The organism is Bacillus sp. BS98 (assembly GCF_008432245.1).
In the GTDB taxonomy this organism is placed as follows: domain Bacteria; phylum Bacillota; class Bacilli; order Bacillales; family Bacillaceae_G; genus Bacillus_A; species Bacillus_A toyonensis.
In genome coordinates this window covers 794,337-820,867 of record NZ_CP043830.1, presented here as the reverse complement: position 1 = coordinate 820,867, position 26,531 = coordinate 794,337, and the positions used below count along the sequence as shown (strand labels likewise).

At 35.6% G+C, this 26,531-nt stretch carries 27 protein-coding genes; 7 read left to right on the top strand and 20 right to left on the bottom strand.

All coding sequences use genetic code 11. The features are described from left to right. Positions 1–435: 435 nt before the first annotated feature. A complete protein-coding gene (gene entC, locus F0362_RS04200; RefSeq protein WP_149889664.1) occupies positions 436–1,827 on the top strand; it encodes a cell wall-binding protein EntC in 1,392 nt (463 codons plus the stop codon). A gap of 279 nt (positions 1,828–2,106) precedes the next feature. On the opposite strand, the gene F0362_RS04195 is transcribed toward entC, so the two are convergent. The 7 genes from F0362_RS04195 to F0362_RS04165 all read right to left on the bottom strand — a co-directional run bounded on the left by F0362_RS04195 (position 2,107) and on the right by F0362_RS04165 (position 8,660). Further along, the gene (locus F0362_RS04195; protein ID WP_000440064.1) at positions 2,107–3,192 is read right to left on the bottom strand and encodes a DUF871 domain-containing protein; all 1,086 of its coding nucleotides are present in this window, start codon (positions 3,190–3,192) and stop codon (positions 2,107–2,109) included. Further along, complete coding sequence (locus tag F0362_RS04190) at positions 3,182–3,460, bottom strand: hypothetical protein (protein ID WP_000900038.1); 279 nt, start codon at positions 3,458–3,460, stop codon at positions 3,182–3,184. The genes F0362_RS04195 and F0362_RS04190 overlap by 11 nt, the downstream gene beginning before the upstream one ends. Beyond that, the gene (locus F0362_RS04185; protein ID WP_001013063.1) at positions 3,436–4,746 is read right to left on the bottom strand and encodes a PTS sugar transporter subunit IIC; all 1,311 of its coding nucleotides are present in this window, start codon (positions 4,744–4,746) and stop codon (positions 3,436–3,438) included. Before F0362_RS04185 ends, F0362_RS04190 begins: the two co-directional genes overlap by 25 nt. Positions 4,747–4,817: 71 nt before the next feature. Continuing rightward, positions 4,818–5,123: a PTS sugar transporter subunit IIB gene (locus F0362_RS04180; RefSeq protein WP_000275635.1), complete on the bottom strand. Its 306-nt coding sequence runs from the start codon at positions 5,121–5,123 to the stop codon at positions 4,818–4,820. 1 nt (position 5,124) lies between these two features. Next, positions 5,125–5,445: a PTS lactose/cellobiose transporter subunit IIA gene (locus tag F0362_RS04175; protein WP_000131325.1), complete on the bottom strand. Its 321-nt coding sequence runs from the start codon at positions 5,443–5,445 to the stop codon at positions 5,125–5,127. A 109-nt stretch (positions 5,446–5,554) separates the two neighbouring features. Beyond that, positions 5,555–7,495: a BglG family transcription antiterminator gene (locus F0362_RS04170; protein WP_000169811.1), complete on the bottom strand. Its 1,941-nt coding sequence runs from the start codon at positions 7,493–7,495 to the stop codon at positions 5,555–5,557. A 76-nt stretch (positions 7,496–7,571) separates the two neighbouring features. Further along, complete coding sequence (locus tag F0362_RS04165) at positions 7,572–8,660, bottom strand: DUF871 domain-containing protein (protein WP_001253371.1); 1,089 nt, start codon at positions 8,658–8,660, stop codon at positions 7,572–7,574. Between the two features lie 472 nt (positions 8,661–9,132). Here F0362_RS04165 and F0362_RS04155 point away from each other — a divergent pair, with 472 nt between their 5' ends. Beyond that, a complete protein-coding gene (locus F0362_RS04155) occupies positions 9,133–10,335 on the top strand; it encodes an MFS transporter (RefSeq protein WP_000503251.1) in 1,203 nt (400 codons plus the stop codon). A gap of 362 nt (positions 10,336–10,697) precedes the next feature. Continuing rightward, a complete protein-coding gene (locus tag F0362_RS04150; protein WP_000456282.1) occupies positions 10,698–12,353 on the top strand; it encodes a Na/Pi cotransporter family protein in 1,656 nt (551 codons plus the stop codon). 33 nt (positions 12,354–12,386) lie between these two features. On the opposite strand, the gene F0362_RS04145 is transcribed toward F0362_RS04150, so the two are convergent. Then, positions 12,387–13,451 carry a YhdH/YhfP family quinone oxidoreductase gene (locus F0362_RS04145; protein WP_286675475.1) on the bottom strand — a complete coding sequence of 355 codons (1,065 nt, stop codon included), beginning with the start codon at positions 13,449–13,451 and terminating at the stop codon, positions 12,387–12,389. Positions 13,452–13,699: 248 nt separating this feature from the next. Between F0362_RS04145 and F0362_RS04140 the strand changes: the two genes are divergently transcribed. Together F0362_RS04140 and F0362_RS04135 are read left to right on the top strand one after the other, a co-directional pair. Continuing rightward, positions 13,700–14,989 carry an LCP family protein gene (locus tag F0362_RS04140; protein ID WP_079519101.1) on the top strand — a complete coding sequence of 430 codons (1,290 nt, stop codon included), beginning with the start codon at positions 13,700–13,702 and terminating at the stop codon, positions 14,987–14,989. A 142-nt stretch (positions 14,990–15,131) separates the two neighbouring features. Then, the gene (locus tag F0362_RS04135; RefSeq protein ID WP_000642358.1) at positions 15,132–15,572 is read left to right on the top strand and encodes a hypothetical protein; all 441 of its coding nucleotides are present in this window, start codon (positions 15,132–15,134) and stop codon (positions 15,570–15,572) included. A 71-nt stretch (positions 15,573–15,643) separates the two neighbouring features. Here the strand turns inward: F0362_RS04135 and F0362_RS04130 are convergent, their stop codons facing one another. From F0362_RS04130 to F0362_RS04085, 10 genes are all read right to left on the bottom strand, one after another. After that, positions 15,644–16,408 carry a sulfite exporter TauE/SafE family protein gene (locus F0362_RS04130; protein ID WP_000060711.1) on the bottom strand — a complete coding sequence of 255 codons (765 nt, stop codon included), beginning with the start codon at positions 16,406–16,408 and terminating at the stop codon, positions 15,644–15,646. Positions 16,409–16,441: 33 nt separating this feature from the next. Further along, the gene (locus F0362_RS04125) at positions 16,442–16,921 is read right to left on the bottom strand and encodes a DsrE/DsrF/DrsH-like family protein (RefSeq protein ID WP_000437728.1); all 480 of its coding nucleotides are present in this window, start codon (positions 16,919–16,921) and stop codon (positions 16,442–16,444) included. 73 nt (positions 16,922–16,994) lie between these two features. Further along, on the bottom strand, positions 16,995–17,291 hold the full coding sequence (locus F0362_RS04120) for a rhodanese-like domain-containing protein (RefSeq protein ID WP_016513814.1): 297 nt from the start codon (positions 17,289–17,291) through the stop codon (positions 16,995–16,997). 16 nt (positions 17,292–17,307) lie between these two features. Next, a complete protein-coding gene (locus F0362_RS04115; RefSeq protein ID WP_001092539.1) occupies positions 17,308–17,667 on the bottom strand; it encodes a rhodanese-like domain-containing protein in 360 nt (119 codons plus the stop codon). 37 nt (positions 17,668–17,704) lie between these two features. Beyond that, the gene (locus F0362_RS04110) at positions 17,705–17,935 is read right to left on the bottom strand and encodes a sulfurtransferase TusA family protein (protein WP_002038023.1); all 231 of its coding nucleotides are present in this window, start codon (positions 17,933–17,935) and stop codon (positions 17,705–17,707) included. Between the two features lie 19 nt (positions 17,936–17,954). Next, positions 17,955–19,085, bottom strand: coding sequence for an MBL fold metallo-hydrolase (locus tag F0362_RS04105; RefSeq protein ID WP_149889663.1), 1,131 nt, complete (start codon positions 19,083–19,085; stop codon positions 17,955–17,957). A gap of 39 nt (positions 19,086–19,124) precedes the next feature. Continuing rightward, positions 19,125–19,700 (bottom strand): sulfurtransferase TusA family protein, encoded by a 576-nt coding sequence (locus tag F0362_RS04100; RefSeq protein ID WP_015000162.1) that lies wholly within the window; start codon positions 19,698–19,700, stop codon positions 19,125–19,127. Positions 19,701–19,773: 73 nt separating this feature from the next. Beyond that, on the bottom strand, positions 19,774–20,037 hold the full coding sequence (locus tag F0362_RS04095; protein ID WP_000456206.1) for a metal-sensitive transcriptional regulator: 264 nt from the start codon (positions 20,035–20,037) through the stop codon (positions 19,774–19,776). A 240-nt stretch (positions 20,038–20,277) separates the two neighbouring features. Continuing rightward, positions 20,278–21,942: a CoA-disulfide reductase gene (gene cdr / locus F0362_RS04090; protein ID WP_149889662.1), complete on the bottom strand. Its 1,665-nt coding sequence runs from the start codon at positions 21,940–21,942 to the stop codon at positions 20,278–20,280. A 281-nt stretch (positions 21,943–22,223) separates the two neighbouring features. After that, the gene (locus F0362_RS04085) at positions 22,224–22,808 is read right to left on the bottom strand and encodes a DUF3238 domain-containing protein (protein ID WP_149889661.1); all 585 of its coding nucleotides are present in this window, start codon (positions 22,806–22,808) and stop codon (positions 22,224–22,226) included. 145 nt (positions 22,809–22,953) lie between these two features. Here F0362_RS04085 and F0362_RS04080 point away from each other — a divergent pair, with 145 nt between their 5' ends. After that, positions 22,954–23,427: a MarR family winged helix-turn-helix transcriptional regulator gene (locus F0362_RS04080; protein WP_001016383.1), complete on the top strand. Its 474-nt coding sequence runs from the start codon at positions 22,954–22,956 to the stop codon at positions 23,425–23,427. Between the two features lie 55 nt (positions 23,428–23,482). Here the strand turns inward: F0362_RS04080 and spoVR are convergent, their stop codons facing one another. Further along, entirely contained in the window at positions 23,483–24,901 is a 1,419-nt protein-coding gene (gene spoVR, locus F0362_RS04075; protein WP_001202697.1) for a stage V sporulation protein SpoVR, read from the bottom strand. Between the two features lie 114 nt (positions 24,902–25,015). Further along, on the bottom strand, positions 25,016–25,576 hold the full coding sequence (locus F0362_RS04070) for a nitroreductase family protein (RefSeq protein ID WP_002093832.1): 561 nt from the start codon (positions 25,574–25,576) through the stop codon (positions 25,016–25,018). A 234-nt stretch (positions 25,577–25,810) separates the two neighbouring features. Here F0362_RS04070 and F0362_RS04065 point away from each other — a divergent pair, with 234 nt between their 5' ends. Beyond that, entirely contained in the window at positions 25,811–26,407 is a 597-nt protein-coding gene (locus F0362_RS04065) for a hypothetical protein (RefSeq protein ID WP_000276986.1), read from the top strand. Positions 26,408–26,531: the final 124 nt, after the last annotated feature.

Below are 26,531 nucleotides of genomic sequence, written 5' to 3'. Positions count from 1 at the left end.
TCCTACGTTTTTTATTTACCTATCAAATTGTGTTTCTTCTATTATATATGTTTCACGTTACAACTATCTTTCTAATACTCTTCATTCTTTATAGACACTCGGGCTATTATCGAATCCTATTATTGCAAAAATAATATGTAATAGACAAAATACAAGGCGTAATTTTTTCCATGCATCGACTTATTTTGTAACAATTCTATCGATATTTCATTAAATTTCACCTCATTTATATATTTCCACAGTCAAAAATATTATTATTTTATAACTAAATTTTCGTTTCGACAGTAAAACACACCATTTTTGTAATACTGCAGAAAACAATTAGAAACATTGCTGTAATATTATTAACGTTATAGAAATTGAAATACCACTCATTTTATGTTTCACACGCTCTAATCCTCCAAAAAACAATAAGGAAGCGCTATCAGGTTATTTATGGAATTATTACAGAATATTAATGCCCCGTTACGAAAGCTTTGTAATTTTATGTTTTTCGCAAATAAGAAAATAATGGTTGCTATAATGAGGTCAACGAAAACAAATGCAATGGAGGCTATTATGAAAAAATTTATGGGTATAGCAACAGCAGCGGTTTTTGGTCTTGGGATTTTCACAACATCTGCTAAAGCAGAAACAATCGTAACGACTGACGTACTAAACGTACGAGAAAACCCAACTACTGAATCAAAAGTTGTAGGAAAATTATTAGATGGATATAAAGTAAATGTTTTACATACAGAAAACGGATGGTCAAAAGTTAAATTGAATAGCGGTAAAGAAGCTTTCATAAGCGCTGACTATACGAAAGATACTTACTACGTAACAGCAAACGTATTAAACGTACGTGCTGGAGCAAACACAGACTCAGAAATTCTTGGTAAGTTGAAACAAGATGATGTAATCGAAACAACACACGAAGTGCAAAATGACTGGATTCAATTTGAATATAACGGAAAAACAGCTTATGTTCATGTTCCTTACTTAACAGGTAAAGCACCAGTTAAAGTTCAACCAGCAGTTAAAGTTGAAAAAGCAATTAAAGTTCAAGACACAGCTAAAGTTCGTGAAGCAGTTAAAGCTGGTGAAGTAGCTGAAACTCAAGCAAAAGCTAAAGCAGAGGAAGCAACTAAAGCTCGTGAAGTAGCTGAAGCTCAAGCAGAAGTTAAAGCTCAGGAAGCAGCTAAAGCTCGTGAAGAAGCTAAGGCTCAAGCAGAAGCTAAAGCTCAGGCAGATGCTGAAGCTCAAGCAGAAGCTAAAGCAGAGGAAGCAGCTAAAGCTCGTGAAGAAGCTAAAGCTCAGGTAGCAGCTGAAGTTCAAGCAGCGGCTAAGGCTCAAGAAGCAGCTAAAGCTCGTGAAGCGGCTAAAGCTCAAGCAGATGCTGAAGCTCGTGAAGCAGCTAAGGCTCAGGAAGCAGCTGAAGCTCGTGAAACGGCTAAGGCTCAAGAAGCAGCTAAAGCTCAAAAACCAGCCACACAAAAACCTGTTGCAAAAGAAACTGAAACAAGCACACCATCATCTTCTCGTGAGTTAAGAGTTGTAGCAACAGCTTACACAGCAGATCCACTTGAAAATGGTTATAAAGCAGGCGACCAAGTAAAATCAGCTTTAGGTCACAACTTAACAGCAAATCCAAACATGAAACTAATTGCAGTTGATCCAAGTGTCATTCCATTAGGTTCAAAAGTATGGGTTGAAGGTTACGGAGTAGCAATCGCTGGTGATACTGGTGGAGCTATTAAAGGAAATAAAATCGACGTTTTAATGCCAGATAAAGGCACTTCAAGTAACTGGGGACGTAAAACAGTTACAGTGAAAATTTTAAACTAATTACTATAAAAAAAGAGTCAGTCTCATTGTTGAGGCTGACTCTTTTTTTTACTCTATTAAACTACTGAAAAATGTCACAGTAAATGAAATTATATCAACGATTTTTCAAATATATCTATCGTAACCTACAATATATCAACGATTTTTCGAATATATCTATCGTAACTTATAATATATCAACGATTCGACAAGAAATATCGATTTATCGACAAATTTTTACATTAAAAGCACTTTACTATTAAAAAGGCGTTCCAAAATTTAGAACGCCCCCTATCTTCCCTATTCCACACAAGTAAACTGCGTCCAAGCTCCTACATAATCTAGTAAGAATAACTCTTCTTCTGCAATTGTACCGACAATGTTTTTCCGTTCATCTATCGGCATTTCTTTCAAGATGATTTGCAGTTCACCTTTATACTTTCCGAATGAGTTATTACCAATTACAACTTGCCCTCTTTCCTGTAGCACACTTTCGCGCACCGGGAAGTCATAGTCTTTGTACTTTTTACGCACTTCTGTAGAACGTACCATATATTCTGTTATGTCGCCGCGTCTTACGTGTAATTCTTGCAGCGTCGCTTTCTTCTCTACTTCCGTTGCTTCGTCTACAAAGTGTACCTTTAGCTGTAACATGTAACGATTTAAGTTTCCTAATTTCTCTAACTCTTCTTCACTCGCATAAGCATTTCCGATAATGACATCATCAATTAGCCCTGTTGCCCATAAATGCTTCGCTTGTACTTCAATTGGTAAATTACGATGCTCTTCTAACGTACATAAACCGTCGTTAATATCCCATGGACCGATGTTTGCGGCATTTGATGTAATAAAGGCTGCACTGCGAATACCGTGCTTTTTAAAACGTTCACTACATCGAATGAAATAATCGTACGGAAGACCAGTAAACTTTTGTGGATAAAAATTATGGCAACCGATTAAAGCTGATTTATTCGCTTGATGCGAAAGAATATTTTCTAAGTACGCAATATCGTTACTTACATTTAACTCAATTTTTAAACCGTACGGATTATTCGTCATTTTCGCTTCCGTTAATCCGTCAAAACCTACATCTAAACGAATACCGTCTGCGCCTAATTCTGCGAAAAATAATAGATTGCTATAACTAATACCAAGCTGATCAAACACAGCTGGAGCTACATCTAAAATAACTTCCATATTGTTATCTTTTGCGTGATTAATAATCTCTTTAAATTCAGCTACAATTTCTTCTTTTGGACGATTCACAGATAACAAACAAGTAAATATTCTTGAAAAACCGTGTCGTGCCGCTGCGGAAATATAAGCCATATCTTTTTCTTTCGTTGAATGCTCTGGATAAAGTGAAATTCCTAATTTACGCTCCATGCTTTTGCATCTCCTTCACACGTTGTATTAATGCCATGCTCGTAAATCTATATTTTGCAGATAAACATGTTGCACATAAAATTGTCGGTACAATAATTACGTACGGTGAGTGTAGACCTAAAATTACATATGCACCCATTGAACAACCGATAAACAAAACTGATACGAGTAGTAAAACTAATAAAGATTTACTTTGTACCCATTTCGAATAATGAGCAATGCATTGTCCGATCACAAATGTAATTAAGATGATAATTGCTCCGAGCATTCTGTTTTCTCCTCTCCTGCTATTTGTTGTTTCTCATACATTTTGAAGAATGGATAGTAAATAATAAATGAGATTACAAAGTTAATAATTACAAGTACGCCAGCCATAATTGTCCAGTCCGTACTAATCACTGCTGCAATTGGCGCTAACATCGTAAATGGCAACTTCGCCATCATAAGTGGAATCATACCTGAAACAACTGCGAAATATGATACCGTCGTTGTAACTAACGGTGTAATAACGAACGGAATAATTAAGATTGGGTTCATTACAATCGGTGCCCCGAAAATAATTGGCTCGTTAATATTGAATAAACCTGGCACGAATGATAATCTACCTAACTCTTTTAAGAACTTAGATTTAGAGAACATAAACATAATGACTAAAGCTAACGTTGAACCCGACCCACCAATCCATACGAACCATTGAATAAATTGCTCTGTAAATAAGTTTGGTAACTGATGTGCATTTCCTGTAGCCGTGAACACTTCCATATTTTCAAGAATTGCTGAATCCCACATCGGACGAATGATTGGTCCTAAAATCGCTGGGCCATGAATACCGAATGACCAGAAGAACACGATTAAAAATACTGTTAATAGACCGCCGAATAAATTGTTTCCTACTAATACTGACTTTAATGGTGCAATTAAATATGTGATTGTTGTATTTACATCAAATTTTAAACCGTAACGAATACCCCAGAATAAAAGAATAACAACTAAAGTTGGAATTAATGCTGCAAACGAGTTTGCAACTGCTGGTGGTACACTTTCTGGTAATTTAATCGAAATATTATGCTTAATCATAAAATGATAAATTTCTACTGCAATTAATGCAGTAACAATTGCGCCGAATAAAGACGTGGCACTTAATGTTCCTACTGAAATGTATCTACCCGCATCAATAACACCTGGTACAGCTTTCGTAATTTGAATTGGTTCAACTGATGCTAATAAAAAGGCGAGTACAGAGAGTAACCCTGCGCTTAATTGATTGAGCTGATAAAAATTAGCGAGCGAAGCCCCTACCCCAAAAGCTGCGTATAATGCCATTAAGCCTACTGTAAATCGGAATGGAATATCTAAAATATGACGAAACGGTGCAATCCACTCCATATATGCATCAATTGGTAAGTTTAAAAAGATAACGAAAAATGATCCGACGATCGTTAATGGTAATGTAGAAATAACCCCGTTTCGAATTGCTAATAAATGTCGCTGTCCTGCAATCTTTTGCGTTGTTGGCATAATCTTCTGTTCCATAAAACTCATAAACCCATTCATCAATAGCCCTCCCTTTGTTCAATATAACCAAAAGTTATAACATTATAATGTTTATGTTTAAAAAAATATAATTACGCTAAAACTAATTCTTCTGCCTGCTTAAGTACTTTCAAACCGTCACACATGCCATAATCTCGTTGGTTTATAATAGCAACTGGTATATCGTATGACTTTGCAAGAAACGCTACGGCCGGAAATAAATATTTCACTTGCGGACCAATTAAAACGACATCTGCTTCCTTAATTTCAAGCTTCACAAGTTCTGAATCAACTGCCTTAATTTTATAATCCTTCCCTTGTTTCTTCGCCTCTTCTTGCATTTTTCTTACAACCATACTCGTTGACATACCTGCAGCACAACATAATAAAATATACATATTATACTGTCACTTTCTCTTCCACACGTTTATGAAGAGCGATAAATTCTTCAGCAAGTTCTTTCACTGTAATTGCATTCATTAAATGATCTTGTGCATGCACTAACAGTAAACTTATTTCTGCATGATTTCCTCTTGCTTCCTCTTGAATTAAATCCGTCTGAATACGATGAGCTGCTGAAATTTCTTCACTAGCAAGTTCCATCTTTTCACTCGCATTCTCAAAATCTCCTTGTCTTGCAAAAGCGATTGCTTCAAGCGCCGCGCTTCTCGCGTTGCCACCATGTAAAATTAACGCAAATGGAGTTTGCATATCAGTCATTTTAACTTCCCCCAAGCTTTGTTTTTCTATATGTTCATCTTATTATGAAAACGCATACAATTAAACATAAAAAACTTCCGTTATGTAACGGAAGTTTTTATATACTTTTTCAATACGATAATAAAATCTCTTGAAAACCTTCAATTAATTCAGCCTGAGTTAATTTCTCTATCGTATTCTGATTAGACATAATATCATATAAAAAATCATAAAGCCGTTGCAAATCTTCATTATTATTGCGCTTCACACTAAATAAAATAATCAATTGTACTTTTTTATCTCCCCAATCAACAGCCTTATCAAGTGTACAAAACATCAAAAATGTTTCCTCACTTAATAACTGCATCGGATGCGGAATCGCCACTAAATTCCCAACCGCTGTCGGAGATGTATTTTCTCTTTCCATAACAGAAGCATAAAAATTTTCTGGCACATAGTTTTTCTCAGCGGCTTTCTCACATAAAAATTGAATAACTTCTTCTTTCGTAGAAGCACTACGATTTAAAAAGATTAAATCTTCTTTTATATATTGCTGCACACTATTATTCACATGCGTAAACAATTGCTGACCAATCGATTTAATCTCTTTATCATCAAATATTGAATTCACCTTTATAACTGGTACAGGCAAACCACTCGGTATATGAATCGTACTAATAATACAATCTATTTTATCTTTATAAAGGTCTTCTACTTTCAATTGATAATAACCTGTAATACCTACAATCTCTAATTTATCTCGAAATTGTGATAAAATTTTATATTTTAATAGTTGTGCACTCCCTTGACCAGTCGCACAAACTAGTAAACATCTTTTCTTTTGATTCTGCTCCTGCAAACGGCTCATCGCTCCGCCGAAATGAATAGCAATATAACCAATTTCACTTTCCGGAATCGTTTCACCCGTATATTCACCAATTATATCTCCAACGAGAACCGCAATTTCAAAAGCATACGGATAATTCTTTTTCACTTCTGCCAAAAGAGGATTTCTCGTATTTAACTTATACTTCAAACGATTTAATAACGTTTTTAAATGAACACCAAATCCAAATAATAATTCTTCATCATAATAAAAAATAAGATTCCGTTCTTCCGCTACTTTAAAAAGAATATGTTGCATAAATGCATATATATCTTTTCCTAATAGCTCTTCTACATTTTCATAGCGATCTCTCGCTGTAACAGCAGTACTTAACAAATGCACCGTCACATATAATACTTCTTCTTCTGGAAATAAAAGTTTTAACTCTTTCTCTAAATCTCCTAAAATCTGCTTCGCAATTGTATATTCTTTCTTTATTATAAGTTCTGATTGCTCCACATGCAGTCCCGTCATATAATGTTGACTTTGACAACGCTTTAATGCGATTGCAATATGAATAACTAGATTATCAATTTCTATATCAGATAAATATATTGTTCCACCCTCAATATACTTTAATATAATTGAACGAATGAGTGATATATGAGGTAACGATACATATGTATCCGTCTGCTCAAATTGCTCATGAAACGGAGTATGTTCATAACGTGGTAAACCATATTGTGATAAACAAGAACGAATATTAAATTCCTCTCCCACAATACGTATACCATAATACGGTCTCTTTTCAATTTGCAATGTATAGCGACCGCATATATCTGTAACATCTTTCATAATTAAATTTACAGTTGATTTACTCACGTAAATTTCTTCTGCTAACTGCGAAAGCTTCACATATCCTTCTGTCGTTAAAACACGTTGTAAAATATACGCAACTCTTTCTTCATAAGAAGTTGGGATCTTTTCCGTCTGTTTTTGAAATAGACTCACACAAAACTCTTCAAATATCTTCGTTTGTATAATTTCTAGTTCATATCCAGTCCCTCTTTGCGATTCGATTTTCGCTCCGTTTTCTTCCAATATATCATTTAATAATTTTATATCTTTTTGAATCGTCTTCGTTGATACATGTAATCGGTTCGCTAAAAAAGCTCGATTTAACATCGATTTCTCTTCTAAAAACTCCTCTAAAATAGAAATTAATCGCTGATGCACCTTTGTCATAGCTCTTCCTCTCGCTCTTTATATATAAAGGGGGAAAAGCTGCTGAAATCAGTAGTTTTTCCCCTTTATATTCTCTCTATTTCTTTAATGTAAATCCGAATTTATCCCAAGCATGTAAAAAATCTAGTAAGAAAATCTCTTCTTCTATAATTCGACCAACTACATTTGTTTTTCCTGTATTCACCATATCTTTTAATGCAATTTGTAATTCACCTTTATACTGGCCATATTGCTCATTATCAATTAAAAGATCGCCACGCTTAATTTCACGCGTATTATGAGGTTTAAACTCTTCTTTTTTATATTTCACACGACTTTGTGTAGAACGAATCATATATTCAGATACATCCCCGCGATAAAAATGAGGTTCTTCTAATACGATAATTCTTTCTAAATTTGTCGTTGTATCGTATAGTTCTATATCAAATGTTTGTTTCTCTTTATTTAACGCACCTAGTGCTTGTAATTCTTCTTCTGATGCATAAGCGTTCGCAATAATAACATCATCAATTAATTCTGTCGCAAATAAATGCTTCGCTTGCGTTGTCATCGGTAATTCACGATGCTCTTCTAACGTACATAAACCTTCTGTTACTGGCCAAGGTCCGTATGTTGCATCAAATGATGAAATAAATGCAGCTGTTCTCATGCCGTAATCTTTAAATTGTTTCGAGCATGTAATGAAATGATCGTATGATAACCCAGAATAGCGGTGCGGATAAAAATTATGACAGCCAATTAAATTTTCACGATTTGGTCTATGACTCATAATGTTATCTACATACTTCGTACCATTGCTCATATTAATCTCAATTTTCAAACCATACGGATTATAAGTCATAATTGATTCTTCTAATCCTGAGAAACCAACATCTAAACGAATACCGTACGCACCTAATTCATGGAAGAATGATAAATCATTATACGAAATACCTAATTGTTCAAAAACAGATGGACTAATATCAACTAATACTTGGAACCCTAATGCATTCGCATGAGAGATCGTTTCTTTAAATTCTTCAATAATTTTCTCTTTTTCTCCATCCACAGATAGTAAACATGTGAACACACGTGTAAATCCGTATTTACTTGCTAATGTTACATATTCCTTATCTTTCTCTACCGTTGAATGTTCTGGATAAATAGAAATACCTAATCGTCTCATATGTACACGCCTCTTTCTTCATTGTTTTGTAAACCTTTTCAAATATATGTAGCGAAAAAGTATATATCCCCTTCTCATTCACTACCTTTTGAATCCGCTTTCTTTAAAGAAAAAACAATTTCTATCATTCATAACAACTACAAGTCTATACATCTATACTTTACATCTTTTTTTCATAGTTGTGTAGCGTTTACACAAATTTGTCAGTTTTTCATTTTAAAAATTGTTATCCGCTTTCAAGACACCTTTCTTGACTGCTACATTGACCAATACATATACTCAAAAGAAAAGAGATAAAGTGAAACTTTAATCAGTGGGGGTTTTGTTCATCCCCCACCGATTATTAGCCTTCACCAATCGGGCGTTTGCTGGCAGCAGGGCTTCCACCTAACTTCTTTGCTCCAGCCAGATTTTGAGGTGGGAATTTTACTGTCCGCAATTAGCGGAAAAAATGTATATAGGGGATGAATATATGGGAGAGGCAATACTCGTAAAACGAGAACCGTTATGGACAAAAGAGTTTGTTGCTTTAATTTTTGCAAACTTATGTATGTTTTTAGGGTTTCAAATGTTAATTCCAACTTTACCTGTTTATGTGAAAGAAATCGGTGGCACAAGTTCAAATATCGGATTGGTCGTCGGTATGTTTACCGTTGCGGCACTTTTTGTTAGACCGCTAACTGGAAACGCCTTACAGAAATTTAATAAAAAAATCATTTTAATGATCGGTACTGCTATTTGTTTACTCGCTATGGGCAGTTACCTTTTCGCCTCTACCATTTTTCTCTTGCTTGCCGTTCGTATTTTACACGGAGCTGGCTTCGGTATTACAACGACTACATATGGAACTGTCGTTTCTGATTTAATTCCAGCAGCTCGCCGCGGAGAAGGCATGGGATATTTCGGACTTTCTGGAACCATTGCAATGGCTCTCGGCCCACTAATCGGACTATGGCTTATGCAAGCATATAATTTCAACGTTCTTTTTTTATGTGCACTTTCATGCACAATCGTTTCATTAATTTTAACGAAACTACTTCAAATCCAAAAAACGAAACAACCACCAAAACAATCATCTGGTACTTTTCTCGATGGATTTATTGAGCGCAAAGCTTTACTTCCTTCATTATTAATATTATGTATTACATTAATGTACGGAGGAATCGGCAGCTTTATCACACTATTTGCTACCGAAGTTGGCATTGCTGATATTAGTCTCTTCTTTTTATGTAACGCGCTAGCAATCGCTGTAACTCGTCCATTTTCCGGAAAGTTATATGATGCGAAAGGCCATACATTCGTCATCATTCCAGGGGTTATTATAACGTTCGCAGGTATTATTTTATTGTCGTATACAACGACAATTCCGAGCTTAGTTATTGCGGCAGCCTGTTACGGAAGTGGCTTCGGAGCGATTCAGCCTGCGCTACAAGCATGGATGATCGACCGAGTAGCACCGCACCGACGAGGAGTCGCAACAGCTACATTCTTCTCAGCATTTGACCTTGGAATTGGTGCGGGAGCGATTATTTTCGGATTCATTGCACATTTTACAAACTATGCGACTGTATATCGTTATTCTTCCCTATTACTTATTGCTTTTCTGTTCATTTACATTACAAGTATAAGAAAACAAAAGCACGGAGATAAAAATACAGAAAAAGCTGCTGGATAATTTAGCGGCTTTTTTTCTTGCAAAAAAAGACTACTTAATAAATATTAAACCCCATGTTGGCTTTATAAAACTACATGCATTTCCCTACATATTTTTTTAACTATCATCAAAAAATATACAATGAACTTGTAGAAGATTTCTTTGATATACAATTGAATAATACTATTCTAAAAAGTGTGATTTCTTTACAAAAACACTATTTACAAAAGACGAAAACCATTAAAATACAGCTGTTTCTTTAAAGAATTGTAAACTTTTCACCTCTTTGTAAATTTAGTGTAAATTTTACTAGCAAACCGTTTACAGTGCCTCAAGGTTTAGTTAATAATTACATCGTACATGAAATTTAAGGAGTGGAATGCGTGGAATATAATGTTCAAGAAATGATCTTCCAATTCATTGGTGGATTAGGTATTTTCTTATTCGGGATTAAATACATGGGCGATGGACTGCAACAAGCAGCTGGAGATCGTCTTCGCGATATTTTAGATCGTTTTACAACGAACCCACTTATGGGTGTACTAGCAGGTATGTTAGTTACTGTATTAATTCAATCAAGTTCAGGAACAACCGCTTTAACAGTCGGACTTGTAAGTGCCGGATTTATGACATTAAGACAAGCAATTGGTGTTATTATGGGTGCGAACATCGGTACGACAGTTACTGCATTTATTATCGGGATTAAAATCGGAGAATACGCTCTCCCAGTTATGGCAGTTGGAGCGATTTTACTATTCTTCTTTAAAAATAAAAAAGTACATTCTGTAGGTCAAGTTGTATTCGGTTTTGGTATGTTATTCTTCGGTTTAGAATTAATGAGCGCAGGTATGAAACCTCTTCGTTCATTAGAGGCATTCCAAGATTTAATGATTAGCATGAGTGATAATCCAATTTTAGGAATTATTGTCGGTACAGTCTTCACTTTAATTGTACAAAGCTCAAGCGCAACAATCGGTATTTTACAAGAATTATTCGGTCAAGGTGCAATCGATTTACAAGCTGCCCTTCCTGTATTATTCGGTGATAACATCGGTACGACAATTACAGCAGTATTAGCAGCAATCGGTACTTCAATTGCAGCAAGACGTGCAGCATTAGTTCACGTTATCTTTAATATTATCGGTACCATTATCTTTACGATTATATTGATACCATTTACAAATTTAATTCAATATTTCCAAACGTCATTAAACTTGAATCCAGAAATGACAATTGCATTTGCACATGGAACATTTAACGTAACGAATACAATCATTCAGTTCCCATTCATTGCAGTATTAGCCTGGATTGTAACAAAAATTATTCGTGGTGAAGATGCATCTATTAACTTCAAACCACAACATTTAAATCCAATCTTTATTGAACAATCTCCAGCTATTGCTTTAACAGAAGCTCAAAAAGAGATTATCCGTATGGCGGAGTTTTCATTAGATGGATTAAAAGAAGCAAACCAGTTTTTAAATACACAAGACAAAAAACACGCTAATATGGCTACTCAATTAGAAGGAGCTATTAACAATTTAGATAAAAAAATTACCGAGTATTTAGTTTTACTATCAGAAAAACCACTTTCATCAGCAGATTCTGAGAAGCATTCTGTTTTAGCTGGTGTTGTTGGAGATATTGAACGTGTCGGTGATCATGTAGAAAACCTTGTAGAACTTGTAGATTTCCAAATTTCAAACCGCGTTTCACTATCAGACGACGCACTAACTGAATTAAATGAAATGCTTGAATTAACAATTTCAACATTACAAGATGCAATCAATGCTTTAACAAACTTTGACACTGAACTAGCTCAAACTGTTATTGCAAAAGAACGTAAAATCGACCAAATGGAACGTGTTCTTCGCAAACGTCACGTAATACGTCTAAACGAACGCAGCTGTTCAGGCGATGCAAGCATCATCTTCGTTGACATGGTAAGTAACTTAGAGCGTATCGGTGATCACGCTGTAAATATCGCTGACGGTGTTTTAGGTGAACAAGGAAAAATCAATTTAAAACAATCATTATAATAGGAAAGAGACGCTCAAGTTAGCGTCTCTTTTTTATTTCATATTTACAACTGTTCTTCCTTTTAACTTTCCTTGCAATATGAGCGAAAACTTCTCATCTAATTTTTCTAATGTACATTCTTCTGTATATGATAATAGTTCTAAGTTTTTCCACTCTGTCGCTAACAATGCCCACACTTCTCTTCTCATATCTACTGGACATTGTACGGAATCTATTCCTACAAGGCTAATACCTCGCAAAATAAACGGATATACTGTTGTGTGTAATTCATGCCCTGCCACATTACCACATGTCGTTACACAACCGGCATATCGTACCAATTTCAATGCTGTTTCTAACATCTTTCCGCCCACAGTATCGATAACCCCGGCGTATATTCCTTTAAGCATTGGCCTTCCTGATTCATCACTCAACTCTACACGCTGAATTACCTTCTTTGCTCCTAAACGTAGTAACATCTCTTCTTCTTCCAATTTCCCTGTTGCTCCGACTACGTTATATCCTAACTTACTTAAAATACTAACCGCTACACTACCTACACCGCCCGTAGCACCAGTTACTAAAACATCTCCCATATTAGGCATAATTCCTGCTCCAATGAGCTTATATACCGATAGTGCAGCTGTAAAACCAGCTGTCCCATACATCATACTTTCCTTCAAAGACATTCCTTCTGGTAAAGAAACAATCCAAGATGATGGCACGCGAATATATTCTCCGAATCCACCAGACGTATTCATACCTAAATCATACCCCGTTACAATAACTTGATCCCCTACCTTAAAGGAACCATCTTCACTACTCACAACTTCTCCTGCAGCATCGATTCCTGGCGTATGAGGATATGTTCTCGTTACACCTTTATTACCAGTAGCTGAAAGCGCATCTTTATAATTTAATGAAGAGTAATGAACTCGTATTAGCACATCTCCTTCAGGTAAAAGATTGATTTCTCTCTCGACAAGCTTTCTTTCAAATTGATTATTTTCTTTTTCTTTCACGACGATTGCTCGGAATGATGTATGACCCATTATGCTCTCTCCTTCATCCGTAAAATTCTTCTTTATTATATAGAAGAAATAAGTAGTACTACCAATTTCTTATTGGCTATATTTCAACAAATCTTACTTCTCTCTCACTTTCTCACAATATATATTTTCATTTCTACTAAAAAAACATATACTTATCCTACATCTGAAAAATAACATATAGAAAATCTGACTTTTTATAAATAAATTGAATTTTTACGAAATGTAAATGATTTGTAATGTTTTTTTTCGTCAAATTTCATTATAATAAGTGGATGTGAGTGTCGTATTTCAATCCAAATGAAGGAGTACAAGAAATGGAGCAAAACCCATCTTTGCAAGAAAATACACGCAATAAACCGAAAAAAAGTAAGAAAAAAACAAAAATTATTATAAGCGTCATTCTATTCTTTTTAATAGTAGGAGGCGGTTATACGTGGTTTTTAGTAAATAAAGCATCTTCTGCTGTTCGAAATGCCGCACACGATTTAGCACGCGGTGATAAATCTGATTTACGTGATAAAGCTGTAAAACCTATTACGAACAATGTCTCTGTCTTAATAATGGGTGTTGATGAAAGCGATGTCCGAGGAAAAGAATATGGTGAAGCTATAAGAACAGATGCGCTGTTGCTTGCAACTTTTAATAAAGACAGCAAAACTGTTAAACTATTAAGTATTCCACGTGACACATATACTTACATTCCAGTAGAAAAGAAAAAAGATAAAATTACACACGCTCATGCATTCGGTTCTGCTAAAAACGGTAAAAAGGGTGGACCACAAGCAAGTATCGATGCAGTTGAAAAATTAATGAATGTTCCTGTCGATTACTTTGTAAAATTTAACTTTAAATCATTTATAAAAATTGTCGATGATTTAGGCGGCATTGAAGTCGATGTACCTGTTGAATTTTCAGAACAAGATAGTAATGATAATGCCGATGCAATTCACCTGAAAAAAGGTGTCCAAAAGTTAAATGGCGAAGAGGCTCTTGCTCTTGCTAGAACGCGACACATCGATAGTGATGCAATGCGTGGGCAACGTCAACAACTCGTTATTGAAGCTATTTTAAAGAAAATAACAAACGTTGGATCTGTAACAAAAGTTGGCAACATCATTGATGATATTAACGGACAATTCGTTACAAACTTAACATTCGATGATATGCTTTCATTCTATAAATATGGCGCAGATTCTTCAGTTGAAAAGTTACAAATTCAAGGTGATGACTGCTATATGGAAAAAGGTGATGATACATGTAGCAAATCTGCTGGTGGCGGTCGAACATATTACTACAATCCAGATAAAAAAGCACTAGCAAATGTTACGAACGAACTTCGTACTCACCTTGGACTACCTGCCTATACAAAAACTGACTTTGATTCGAAAAAAACAGATTCAGAGAAAACGAAAGACACTAACTCTGAGAGAACAAAAGACACTGACTCTGAGAGAACAAAAGACACTAACTCTGAGAGAATAAAAGACACTAACTCTGAGAGAATAAAAGACACTGACTCTGAGAGAATAAAAGACACTGACTCTGAAAATACAAACAAACGTGAGTCAAGTAACAACAACCATAATGATAATAACAATGAATAAAAAGAAACCGTACTCTATGGAGGTAGAGTGCGGCTTCTTTTTTCAAACATGAAAAATCAGAACTTTCCAACTATCTTTTTTAATATTTTTAAATTATAATAAATAATAGTAATCTATTCCAATTACCAGGGGGCTCATACATATGAAAGCTGCAGTAAAACATAACATTTCAGATTTTAAAGACTACTTAAAATCCAACGATATATACATGGAAGAAAATATAGATGAAAATGATGGTTCGGTGCATTTTTCAGTAGGATTAGAAACAGAAGCTGGCGCAAAAATTCAACTTATCGCTGCTTTCGAAAATGAAAATCCGACTGTGGATATATACTGCTTCAATGTTGCTCACGTACCTGACGAAACATCAACAAATGACATTTTACATGTCATCAATGAATTAAACACATCTTACCGATTTGCAAAATTCACACTAAATAAGCAAAATGCAATTGATATTTCAACATCTCTTGCATTCTCAGAACCAAACTTTAATCCAGCACTTGTTTTTGAGCATACGAGAATGCTGTATAAATTAGCGAACGACGAATATAAAAACTTAATGAAAGTTATTTGGGCATAAAGTAAAACTATAATCAGTGACGTTTTACTACCCACAAAACAAAAGGATGGGCTGCAAGCAGCACCATCCTTTTACTTCGATATCATATCAACCCACATTTTAACAGCAGTTCCTACAATTAAAGTGGACAATACATATTGCAGTACTTTTTGATTTAGCCTCTTCCCGACTCGTGCTCCAAGTGGCGCAGCAAATATACTTGCAACCGCAATAATTAGAGCTGGAATGATAACTACTTGCCCAGTAATCACTTTTCCTGTAGTAATCCCTATTGAGGAAATAAACGTAATAGCGATAGATGTTGCGATCGTCATGCGCAGTGGTAATTTTAAAATAACTAGCATAATGGGAACTAAAAGGAACGAACCTCCAGCTCCTATAATGCCTGAAGCTCCCCCTACAACGAACGCTAACAAGCTCGCTAACCATTTATTATACTTCACGTCTCCACTATTATTTTGTTTCGGTACAAACATCATAATAGCTGCAATTGTAGCTAATGCTGCATAAACAACATTCACTGTATGTTCCTCTAATATGTTAGCACCGAAACTCCCTATGAAGCTTCCTATTAATATACTAGCTCCCATATACATAACTAACGTTTTATTCATGTCATTACTTTTTCGGTATGCCCACGCACCTGCAAAAGTTGCAAAGAATACTTGTACCGCTGTAATACCGCTCACCTCATGTGCAGTATAACCAGTAAACCCTAGCAATACTGGAATGTAAAAGATCATCGGATAATTAATAATCGCGCCGCCAATCCCAACCATTCCTGATATAAACGATCCTATAAACCCAATTATAAAAAGTAATACGACTAAGCTCACCTTACATCCCCCGCCTTCTTAAAAGAAGGTGATTTAAATGAATAAGTTTACATTCCCATCCGAAGCATCTGCTAAATATGCTCCTACCCCAGCAAACTCTACCCCTTCCATAATCTCTTCCTCTTTTAACCCTAATAAATCTACTGTCATTTGACAAGCTACAAGTTTAATTCCTTGTTCTTTCGCCAAATCAATTAAATCCGGCAAAGGCATTGCGTTATGTTTTTTCATAATGCCTTTAATCATCTTCGGCCCCATGCCAGCAAAATTCATTTTGGATAATCCCATCTTATCGGCACCGCGCGGCATCATCTTCCCAAATACTTTCTCTATAAAAGTCTTCTTTACTTTCACATGCTCATCTTTTCTAAGAGCATTCAACCCCCAAAAAGTATGAAATATAGTCACTTCTTGATCATAAGCCGCTGCACCATTTGCAATAATATAGGCAGCCATCGCTTTATCATAATCTCCGCTAAATAACACGATTGTCGTTTTCTTCTGTTGTTCCATTTTGTTCCTCCTCTAAATTACCTATAGGGGTATTTAATTGTTTATAAAAAGGCTCAAATCTTTTATCTCTATGCTATATGACTTTACCTTCCCAAGCTAACATACCACCTACCATATTAATCACTTGAAAACCGTAACCTTCTAAAAATTGAACTGCTCTTGCACTTCTTCCTCCCGAGCGACAAACGATAATGTATTCATTATTTTTATCAAGCTCATGCATTCGAAACTCTAGTAAGCCTAACCTAATATGAATCACGCCTGGAATTTTCCCTTCCCTCACTTCTTCCACTTCACGAACATCAATTACATGTATCTCTTCATTTCGTAACAATCTTTCCTCTACTTCTCTCGCTGTAATTTCTTTCATCTTAATATTCCTTTCCTTACAAAGCGTTCATACCACCTGAAACATTTATAATGCGCTGAAATCCTAATTTCTTTAATACTTTTGCTGCTTGCTTACTTCTCATCCCACTCTGACAAATAACGATTACTTCCTTATTCTTATTTAATTGATTTGCCTTACTAACTAACTCATTTAGCGGGATATTCTGAAAGCCCTTCATATGGTTCCCTCTATATTCGCCTACTGTACGAACATCGATAAAGTACTTCCCCTGTTTTCCCACTATACTTTTTAATTCTTTTCCATTTATATTTTGAACACCTTTCACCGGTAAGAACCGTAAAATAACAAACCATGCAGCCAATACAACGAAAAGCGTACTTACTATTGTGTTCATATAACTCCCCCTCTACATTTATAAAATTATTTCTTTACTACGCCTTCTTAATCCAAAACTTTAGTACATCGCTTTCTTCTGCATGCTTTACGATGTCATGACCAGTTTTGTTTGCCCACGCTGGAATATCCTTAATTGACCCTTTATCCGTTACATGTACTTCTAACACTTCGCCCGATTGTAAAGTATCCATCGCTCTTTTCGTTCTTACAATTGGCATTGGACATGCTAAATCTTTCGCATCTAAAACTTGTTTTATATTCATCATCTATTCCTCCAATTTGTTATTAATTATGAACTGCACAGCGGTTTGGACCAATCTCCATTTCACGTTCTTCTTCCACACTCGGATGAATTTTCCCCATATTCGTTTGACGAATTTCTTGATAAGCATTCGGCTGAGGTGGTAGATTCTCCGTTACAATTTTGCGAAATTCATTCTCATCTTTCATATTTAACCCTGCATTCACTTCAAACAATTGTTTTAAATTAGCACTCACAACCCCATTTTCATCCATTTCACTTATTTTTGAATAATGAGCTGGTAAAACAATTAACTCTTGAGATAATTCCTTATAGCGCTTATATAATGTATTTCGTAAATCGCTCACCCAATCTTCAGCCTTACCAGCAAGATCTGGACGCCCGATTGAATCTACAAATAAAATATCGCCCGATAATAAATAGGAATTATCTACAATAAATGATGTACTCCCAATCGTATGCCCTGGTGAGTATAGCGCATCAATTTCGATTTTGGTACCCCCTACCGTAATAACAGATCCTTCTACAAATGGTTCGTATAAGAAAACGACTTCCTCCGCATCTTTTGGAGGTAACCAATACGTACCACCTACTTTTTCAGCTAACTTACGACCGCCAGAAATATGGTCTGCATGTAAATGTGTATCCATTACATTCGTAATAGTAACTCCATGCTCTTCCGCAAACTCCTCATATGATTCAATCGTTCTTACTGCATCAATAACTGCTGCTTCACCGTTAGAAACGACCATATAAGATAAACAGCCTTTTCCAAGACGATTAAATTGATATATACTCCCTCCGCCCTGTACATCTCCTACTTTGAGCGGCTTTACATATTCACTCCAAGCTTTCATCCCACCAGCTAAATAGGAAACATCGTTGAAGCCAGCATCCAACAATTGCTCCGCGACAAACTGCGAAGAACCTTCTTTTGCACATACGACTAAAATCTCTTTCTCTCTCGGTAATTCATCTACAATATGGTCTACACCATCTAACAAGTCAAAATAAGGTTTATTAATAGAAGAAACTTGTTTCCCTTCAATTTTCCAATCTTCATAATCCGTCTCATTACGAACATCTAAAATGAATAACTCTCCGAATAAAACTTTCTCTGCGACATCTTTTGCTTGTAACGGTTTAACATTCATTTTATTACCCCCATAGGTATATTTTCGTTCAAAAAAAATTTACTTCTCTATATTCCCTTGCCACCCTAACATACCAGGAATGACATTTTTCACATTTGAAAAACCTTTCTCTTTCAACATTTGGCAAGCTACATCACTGCGGTTACCAGTTCGGCAAACAACATAAATTTGCTTCGTCTGATCTAACGATGTACTGTCTAGTTCACCTAGTGGCACCGAAATAGCAGATGGAATATGACCAAAAGCAAATTCTGCTGCTTCGCGAACATCTAATACAATGCACTCTTCTCCGTGAGATAATATATCCTGTAATTCCGCATTCGTAATTGTATGAGGATATTTCACAACTTCATTCACTTCATGTTCATGCGCTTTCCTCACATAATGCATCAATATAGCACCCTCGTGTTTCGTCCCGATATATTGATGCCCTATTTTATTCGCCCAACTTTGTATATCTACCGTAGATCCTTTATCTGTTGCCTCAATTTCAATCACTTGCCCTGATGCCAATCCTTCCATCGCCTTCTTCGTCTTTACAATAGGCATCGGACAAGCCAAACCTTTACAATCTAAACTCATATCCACTTTTATACTCATTATCGATTCCTCCATATTTCACATACTTATACCTGTAGGGGTATATTAAAACGTTTTTGAAAATCTGTCAACACTTATGTTTGACAGATTATCGGCTTTTTACAAGTAATTGAACGGCTTCTTTAATTAACTCTTCATTTGAACCATTGCCACTTTCAAACTGTTCACGCAAACATTGCTCTAAATTTGTTCCAACAACTAATCCAATTGTACGATCTAATGCAGAACGAGATGCCGTTAACTGTGTAATAACCTCTCGGCAATCTTTTCCTTCTTCCATCATACGAAGCACACCGCGCACTTGGCCTTCAATACGTTTTAATCTATTTTTCATATCTTGATTGTATTCCATTCTATAATCACCTCATTACCATTATGTTACTACTTATATCTTATAACAATATATTATACCCTATAGGGTATCTTGTAAACCCCTTAATTTAAAATTTTTAACCTACATGTGAAAAAAGACATAAAGTGAGACTTCTATCCTTATTTTTTGTAGCCTATACAAAACTGAATTTCACGAGCAGCAATCTCCCACCAATTTTTAAAATGGGAGACTCACTGCCTGTAACTATTAAGATAAATTTCAATATACAATACGGTCTGGTAATACTGTCCCGTATAATTTAAAGCCACCATCTACATTCTTTACCTTATATCCTTTTTCCATTAACATGCGCGCTGCAACATACCCTCTCATACCAAGTTGACAAGTAATATATATATCTTTATCTACCGGAACTTCGTCCAAACGATCTCGTAATTCATCTAACGGAATATTAATAGAGCCTTTAATCATTCCCTGTTTTAGTTCATTTGGCTCTCGAACATCAATGAGATATCCACCATTTTCAACAATACGATCTATTTCATACCATTGAATCGTTTCTACAAAACCATCTATTATATTACTTGCCGCATACCCCACCATGTTTACTGGGTCTTTTGCAGAAGAATAGGGCGGAGCATATGATAATTCTAAATCTGGTAAATCGATTACAGTTAAATTTGCCTTCATTGCCGTTGCAATAACATCTATACGCTTATCCACTCCATCACGCCCTAAAGCCTGTGCCCCATAAATTTTTCCGCTTTCTTCATTAAAGATTAATTTTATTAGCACTGGCGTAGCATTCGGATAGTACCCTGCATGAGAATTTGCCTGTACATGTACTACCTCATAGGGTATATTTAATCGTTTTAATATTTTCTCATTTACTCCAGTCGAAGCAACTGTTAAATCAAAAACTTTAGCTACAGAAGTTCCCATCGTACCTTTGTATAAAGAATCCGTATGACCATGAATAATATCTGCTAACATGCGACCTTGACGATTAGCTGGCCACGCTAAAGGAATCATCGTTTCTGTTTCTGTAACAAAATCTTTCACTTCAATTGCATCACCAATTGCATATATATGGCGGTCCGATGTTTGGAATTTCTCATTTACCTTTATCGTTCCTCTAACTCCTAGTTCTAATTCTGCATCCTTTGCTAAACTACTCTCTGGTTGCACACCAATTGCTAAAATAATCATATCTGTCTTTATGATTGAACCACTTTTTAAACGTACAACAGTCCCGCCCTCTTCTAAAGCATCTACACCATCTTCAAAAACAAGCTCAACATTGTGATTTTTCATAAGCTCATGTACATATGCTGCCATTTCATAATCGATCGGTGGCATCACTTGATTTGCCATCTCTACAAGAGTAACATCAATCCCTCGTTCTCTTAAGTTTTCAACCATTTCAACACCAATAAATCCGCCACCAATAACCGTCGCATGACGCGGTTTCTTCTCATCAATATACGCTTTTATACGATCTGTATCAGGTACATTTCGTAACGTAAACAGCGCCTTCGCTTCTTCAATACCCGGAATAGGTGGAACAATTGGTTTCGCCCCTGGTGAAAGGATTAACACATCATATTCCTCGTTATATGTTTCATTTGTAGTTACATTCTTTATAGTAATTGTTTTCTCTTCTTTATTAATCTTTACCACTTCACTCAATACACGTATATCTAAATTAAAACGCTTTGACATCTTTTCAACAGTTTGTACTAATAATTTTTGTCTTTCTGTAATGACACCGCCAATATAGTACGGTAATCCACAATTTGCAAATGAAATATATTCACCGCGCTCCACCATAATAATTTCATCTTCTTCACTTAAACGACGAAGCCTTGCAGCTACTGATGCCCCGCCCGCAACTCCGCCTACTACTACAATTTTTCTAGACATATTTCAAACCTCCATATTATTTATTATTCAATTTCCTCATCCATCACACATAAAACCTATACCTGTATGGGTATATGATAAAATATAAAAAATTTAATTTCAATACATATATCTTTCTTTCACAAATTTGAAACAAATAAAAAAGAACCTAGATATCTCCAAGTTCCTTTCTATATGATTAAGTCAATGCCTAAAGGCAGCATAGTATGAGTTCTGACTTATTTTTGGCGGCTGAATTTCATTTACGAATGAAATAACCTATCGTTCCATTGTTATAATTCTTATAATCTCTTTGCAAAATTATAATCCATATCGCCACCTAACGCTGCAGCTGTATCACCAGTTTCTCTAAAATCATGTGTATAAATTTTCTCAAATGAACCGAAATCTACTTGCTTATAAAATTCAAAACAAGGGAATCCATCATGTTCTCCTTGAATATCGATACTACCATCCCTTTTCACACATACAGTTAATACATAGTCCACAGGAGGGGCATACATATTTAGCGGATTACTAGCACTTGCACTCATTTTGAATTGCACACCGTTAGAACTCCATACAATATGAGTACACACAATATTTTCAGTACTCGCTTTTCCTGTTCTTTTATTCACAAAACCGTCTGGATTAGTAACCTTCTCTGTCGTAATACCCGTATTTGCATATGAAAACACTTCTTCTTTATAAAAATCCACTACAACCTCTTGCTCCACTCTAGAGCGCATAGTATTTACCGCATGTGGTGTAAATTCACGTGAATCACCTTCAAATTGGATTACTTTTCCTGTTTCCATATCCTTCTTAGCTTCCGTCCAAGGCATTGGAATAAATACACTCGCTCTAATTTTTACGATATTAGTCATATGAAACCTCCATTAATTCTATTTAAATACATCATAATTTGTTTTATCACTATAATTTAGTCAACTTGATTGACTGCATTGTGTATAGTACAATGAATTGCACTTATAGTCAATTTAATTGACTATAAGTGAGGAGGTTATATACATGAATCATCAAAAATTTAACGAATTAGATCTGACATCACTTTTATCATTATCGTTCAGTACATTAATTACTGAACTACATGACAGGTTAAGTAAATTGGGATTTGAAGATATTAGGCCCGCACACGGTTTTATGTTCAAACGCATCCTTCCTAGTGGAGCAACAGGTATTGAACTAGCTGAATATTTAGGGGTTTCCAAACAAGCTGTAAGTAAAATGGTGGATTCTCTTGAAAACAGTGGTTATGTCACGCGCAAAACGCACCCTACTGATAAAAGAGGTAAAATCATCGTTTTAACCGAACGTGGTTTGTCAGTAATGAAAGCAAAAGAAGAAATAGTAGCTGAAATAGAACAGCGATGGATTGAAAATATCGGTGCGGATCGAATGCAATTGCTAAAAGAAGATTTGACAACATTCGTTACTACAAAAGATGCAGGAAAATTATCATCCAACATACGACCTGTTTGGTAAACAAAAACTCTATATAAAAAAGAACGGACATAGCATGCTATGTCCGTTCTTTCCATCACACATACTTCCGATGCACCATCTTCCCATCATAAGAAAACACAACGCCCTTACTCTCCACAATGGACTCCATATGCACCGTTCTTCCCCACAACTGATGAAGATATGGCAATACTTTTTCTAAGTATTTTAAATCGAGCTCGATTCCTTCGTAACTATGTTTAATGTATAATTCTCCGTTCTTTAAGTAGTCTCCATCCTCTACTACTAAGTACGGGAATCCACCATTTGTCCGCATATTTACGAGCTGATCACGTACATGTTCCCATTCTTTATCAATTACTTTATATTCTTTTCCTTGGCGCTGGAATAAGTACATATCTTCTCTCATTACGAGTTCTTTATTTAAGTAGTTTCTTAGGAATGATACGTCCCATTCAATTTCGCGTACTTCAAACATTTTCTCTCGACCAGAACCAGGCTTCACACCACGCCTTTTCATTTCTTCTGTCGGGTTGTTGTAGCGTTCTTCAATATCTTCAAACATTTTAATACCGAGGTAGTATGGGTTAATGCTTGTTTTTGATGGCTGAACGACACCTGCATTTAATTTTGCGAATTCGATTGCTTCATCAGATGTTAAGTCCATTTCACGCAGTATACGTTGATGCCAGTAGGAAGCCCAGCCTTCGTTCATGATTTTTGTTTCAAGCTGTGGCCAGAAATATAACATTTCCTCACGCATCATCGTTAATATGTCTCGCTGCCAATCTTCAAGCTCACGGCTATATTCTTCAATAAAGAGTAGTAAATCTTTCTCTGGTTGCGGTGGAATCTTCTTCTTTTTGCGTATATTCGATCGTTCCCTCTTTTTATTTCGATCATCTAAATTCCATAAATCATCGTATTGTGATGCTTTTTTCTTTTCCACTTCTTCCTCTTCTAAATCATCAATACTCCATGCAAGTTTCGGACGCATAAGCGACGGATCAATATGCTCTTGAATGGCAAGTACGGCATCTAAAAATGTTTCTACCTCTGCCTTTCCGTACTTATGCTCATACGCTTTCACACGGTCCGCTGTTGCGGCCATACTTTCTACCATATCCCGCTTCGTATTTGAAAAACGAATATTATTTTTGAAGAAGTCACAGTGTGCTAAAACGTGTGCTACAATTAATTTGTTTTGGATTAAAGAGTTCGTATCCAATAAAAATGCGTAACATGGATCAGAGTTAATAACGAGTTCGTATATTTTACTAAGTCCTAAATCGTATTGTAATTTCATTCTGAAAAATTGTTTTCCAAAACTCCAATGTGAAAACCTTGTCGGCATCCCATATGCACCAAATGTATAAATAATTTCCGCTGGACATATTTCATAACGCATCGGATAAAAATCAAGCCCAAATCCAGTCGCAATTTCCGTAATTTCCGCAATCGCATATTGCAGTGCTTTATCGTCACTTGCTCTCATTATTTTCCCTCCTTACACTTTCCCTTAAGAAAGTGTATGATGGGGAACAAGCTTTCATGAGGATTGATTGCATAATAAAAAGACACCCTCGTAAAAACGAGAATGTCTCATCTATTAATCTTCAATAATCTCCATCTTCTCCGTAATCGGTGTACGAGCTTTTCCTTCTGGCGCTTTTTCGAAATAACCAATATGAAGAATTCCAACGATACGTTGGCCTCTTGTTAAACCGATTCCTTCTATAAATAATGGATTATAGTTTAATCCACCTGATTTCCAAACACAGCCTAAGCCGCGTTCCCAAGCAAGCAATTGGAAGTTTTGCATAAATGCGCATGTTGCAGCGTAATCTTCGTCACGCTGAATTTGACGCGGATCTTCATTCATATATACAACGATTTGTGCAGGTGTGCTTAAGAAACGATCAGATAAAATTTTACCGCGTTTCGCTCTTTCTTCTTCTGTGAAAGAGTTTAATACCGCATCTACTAATTTCTTACGGCCGTCCCCAATGTATAATTTACAATTCCATGGCTCACGGTGTTTATGATTTGGTGCCCACGTTGCATCGTTTAATAGTTCAATTAATAATTCTTTGTCTACTGCTTTATCTGTAAATGTACGAACAGATCGTCTTTCTTTAATAACATTTGCGATGGAAGTATATGTAGTCATATTTTTCTCTCCCTTATTTTTCATCTATATGTATAAGTTTGTTATTGATATTGATTTTCAATTTCGATTATAACCTAGTTTTTCACTATTAATCAATGTTTTATGTTGGAAAACATATAAAAAACTTCTTTTTCTACTGTGAATAAAAAAACTTAGCTTGTTCACAAGTTTTTCACATTTTATGGAAATGATATGTGTAAAGTTTTCCACATTATCCATCTAGGAGGAGTTTACATGTACAAAAAAATCGCAGTAAGTATGACTATGGCCGCATTATTATGCGGGGTATCTACCTTCCCTGCTTCTGCTACCACGCCAAAGGAAGTTGCAATGCATCATCATAAACCTATTTCAGAAGAAGAAATGCAGTCGCTCGAAAAACTCGGCTATAATAAACATGAAATTTGGAAAGCTGCCCACATTGCAAGAATCAGCAAAAAAGAAACTAAGGACGTTTTAGCTTACTATAAGCAAAATAAATCTTGGGAGAAAACCGCACAACATTTCGGTGTAGATCCAAGTAAGCTTAAAAAGCATCATATGAATAAGGAAACAAAAAAAGCATTACTGCAACAATTAGCAACGATGCAAAAATCCACACCAGATGGACTAAAACAAAAAATGAAAGAATATAATATCGGCTTACGTCAGCTCACGGTATTAACAATCATCTCTCAAAAAAGTAATACCCCTCTTGATGATGTACTAAAAATGAAAAAAGACGGTATGGATATTAAACAAATCGCGGAAAAATTAAATGTTAAAAGAGAAGATATACGAGCAGAGATGATTAAATTAGTGAAGCTTATTAAAGAGAAGCAAACAAATTAACACGCAAAAAAGGAAGAGGTATTCACTGCTCTTCCTTTTCTTTATGAACTTTCAACTTTGAAGTATAAATTCCCGTCTTTCCCAAAAACTAACATAAACAAATGATGTAGTAAGGGGTGAGAAA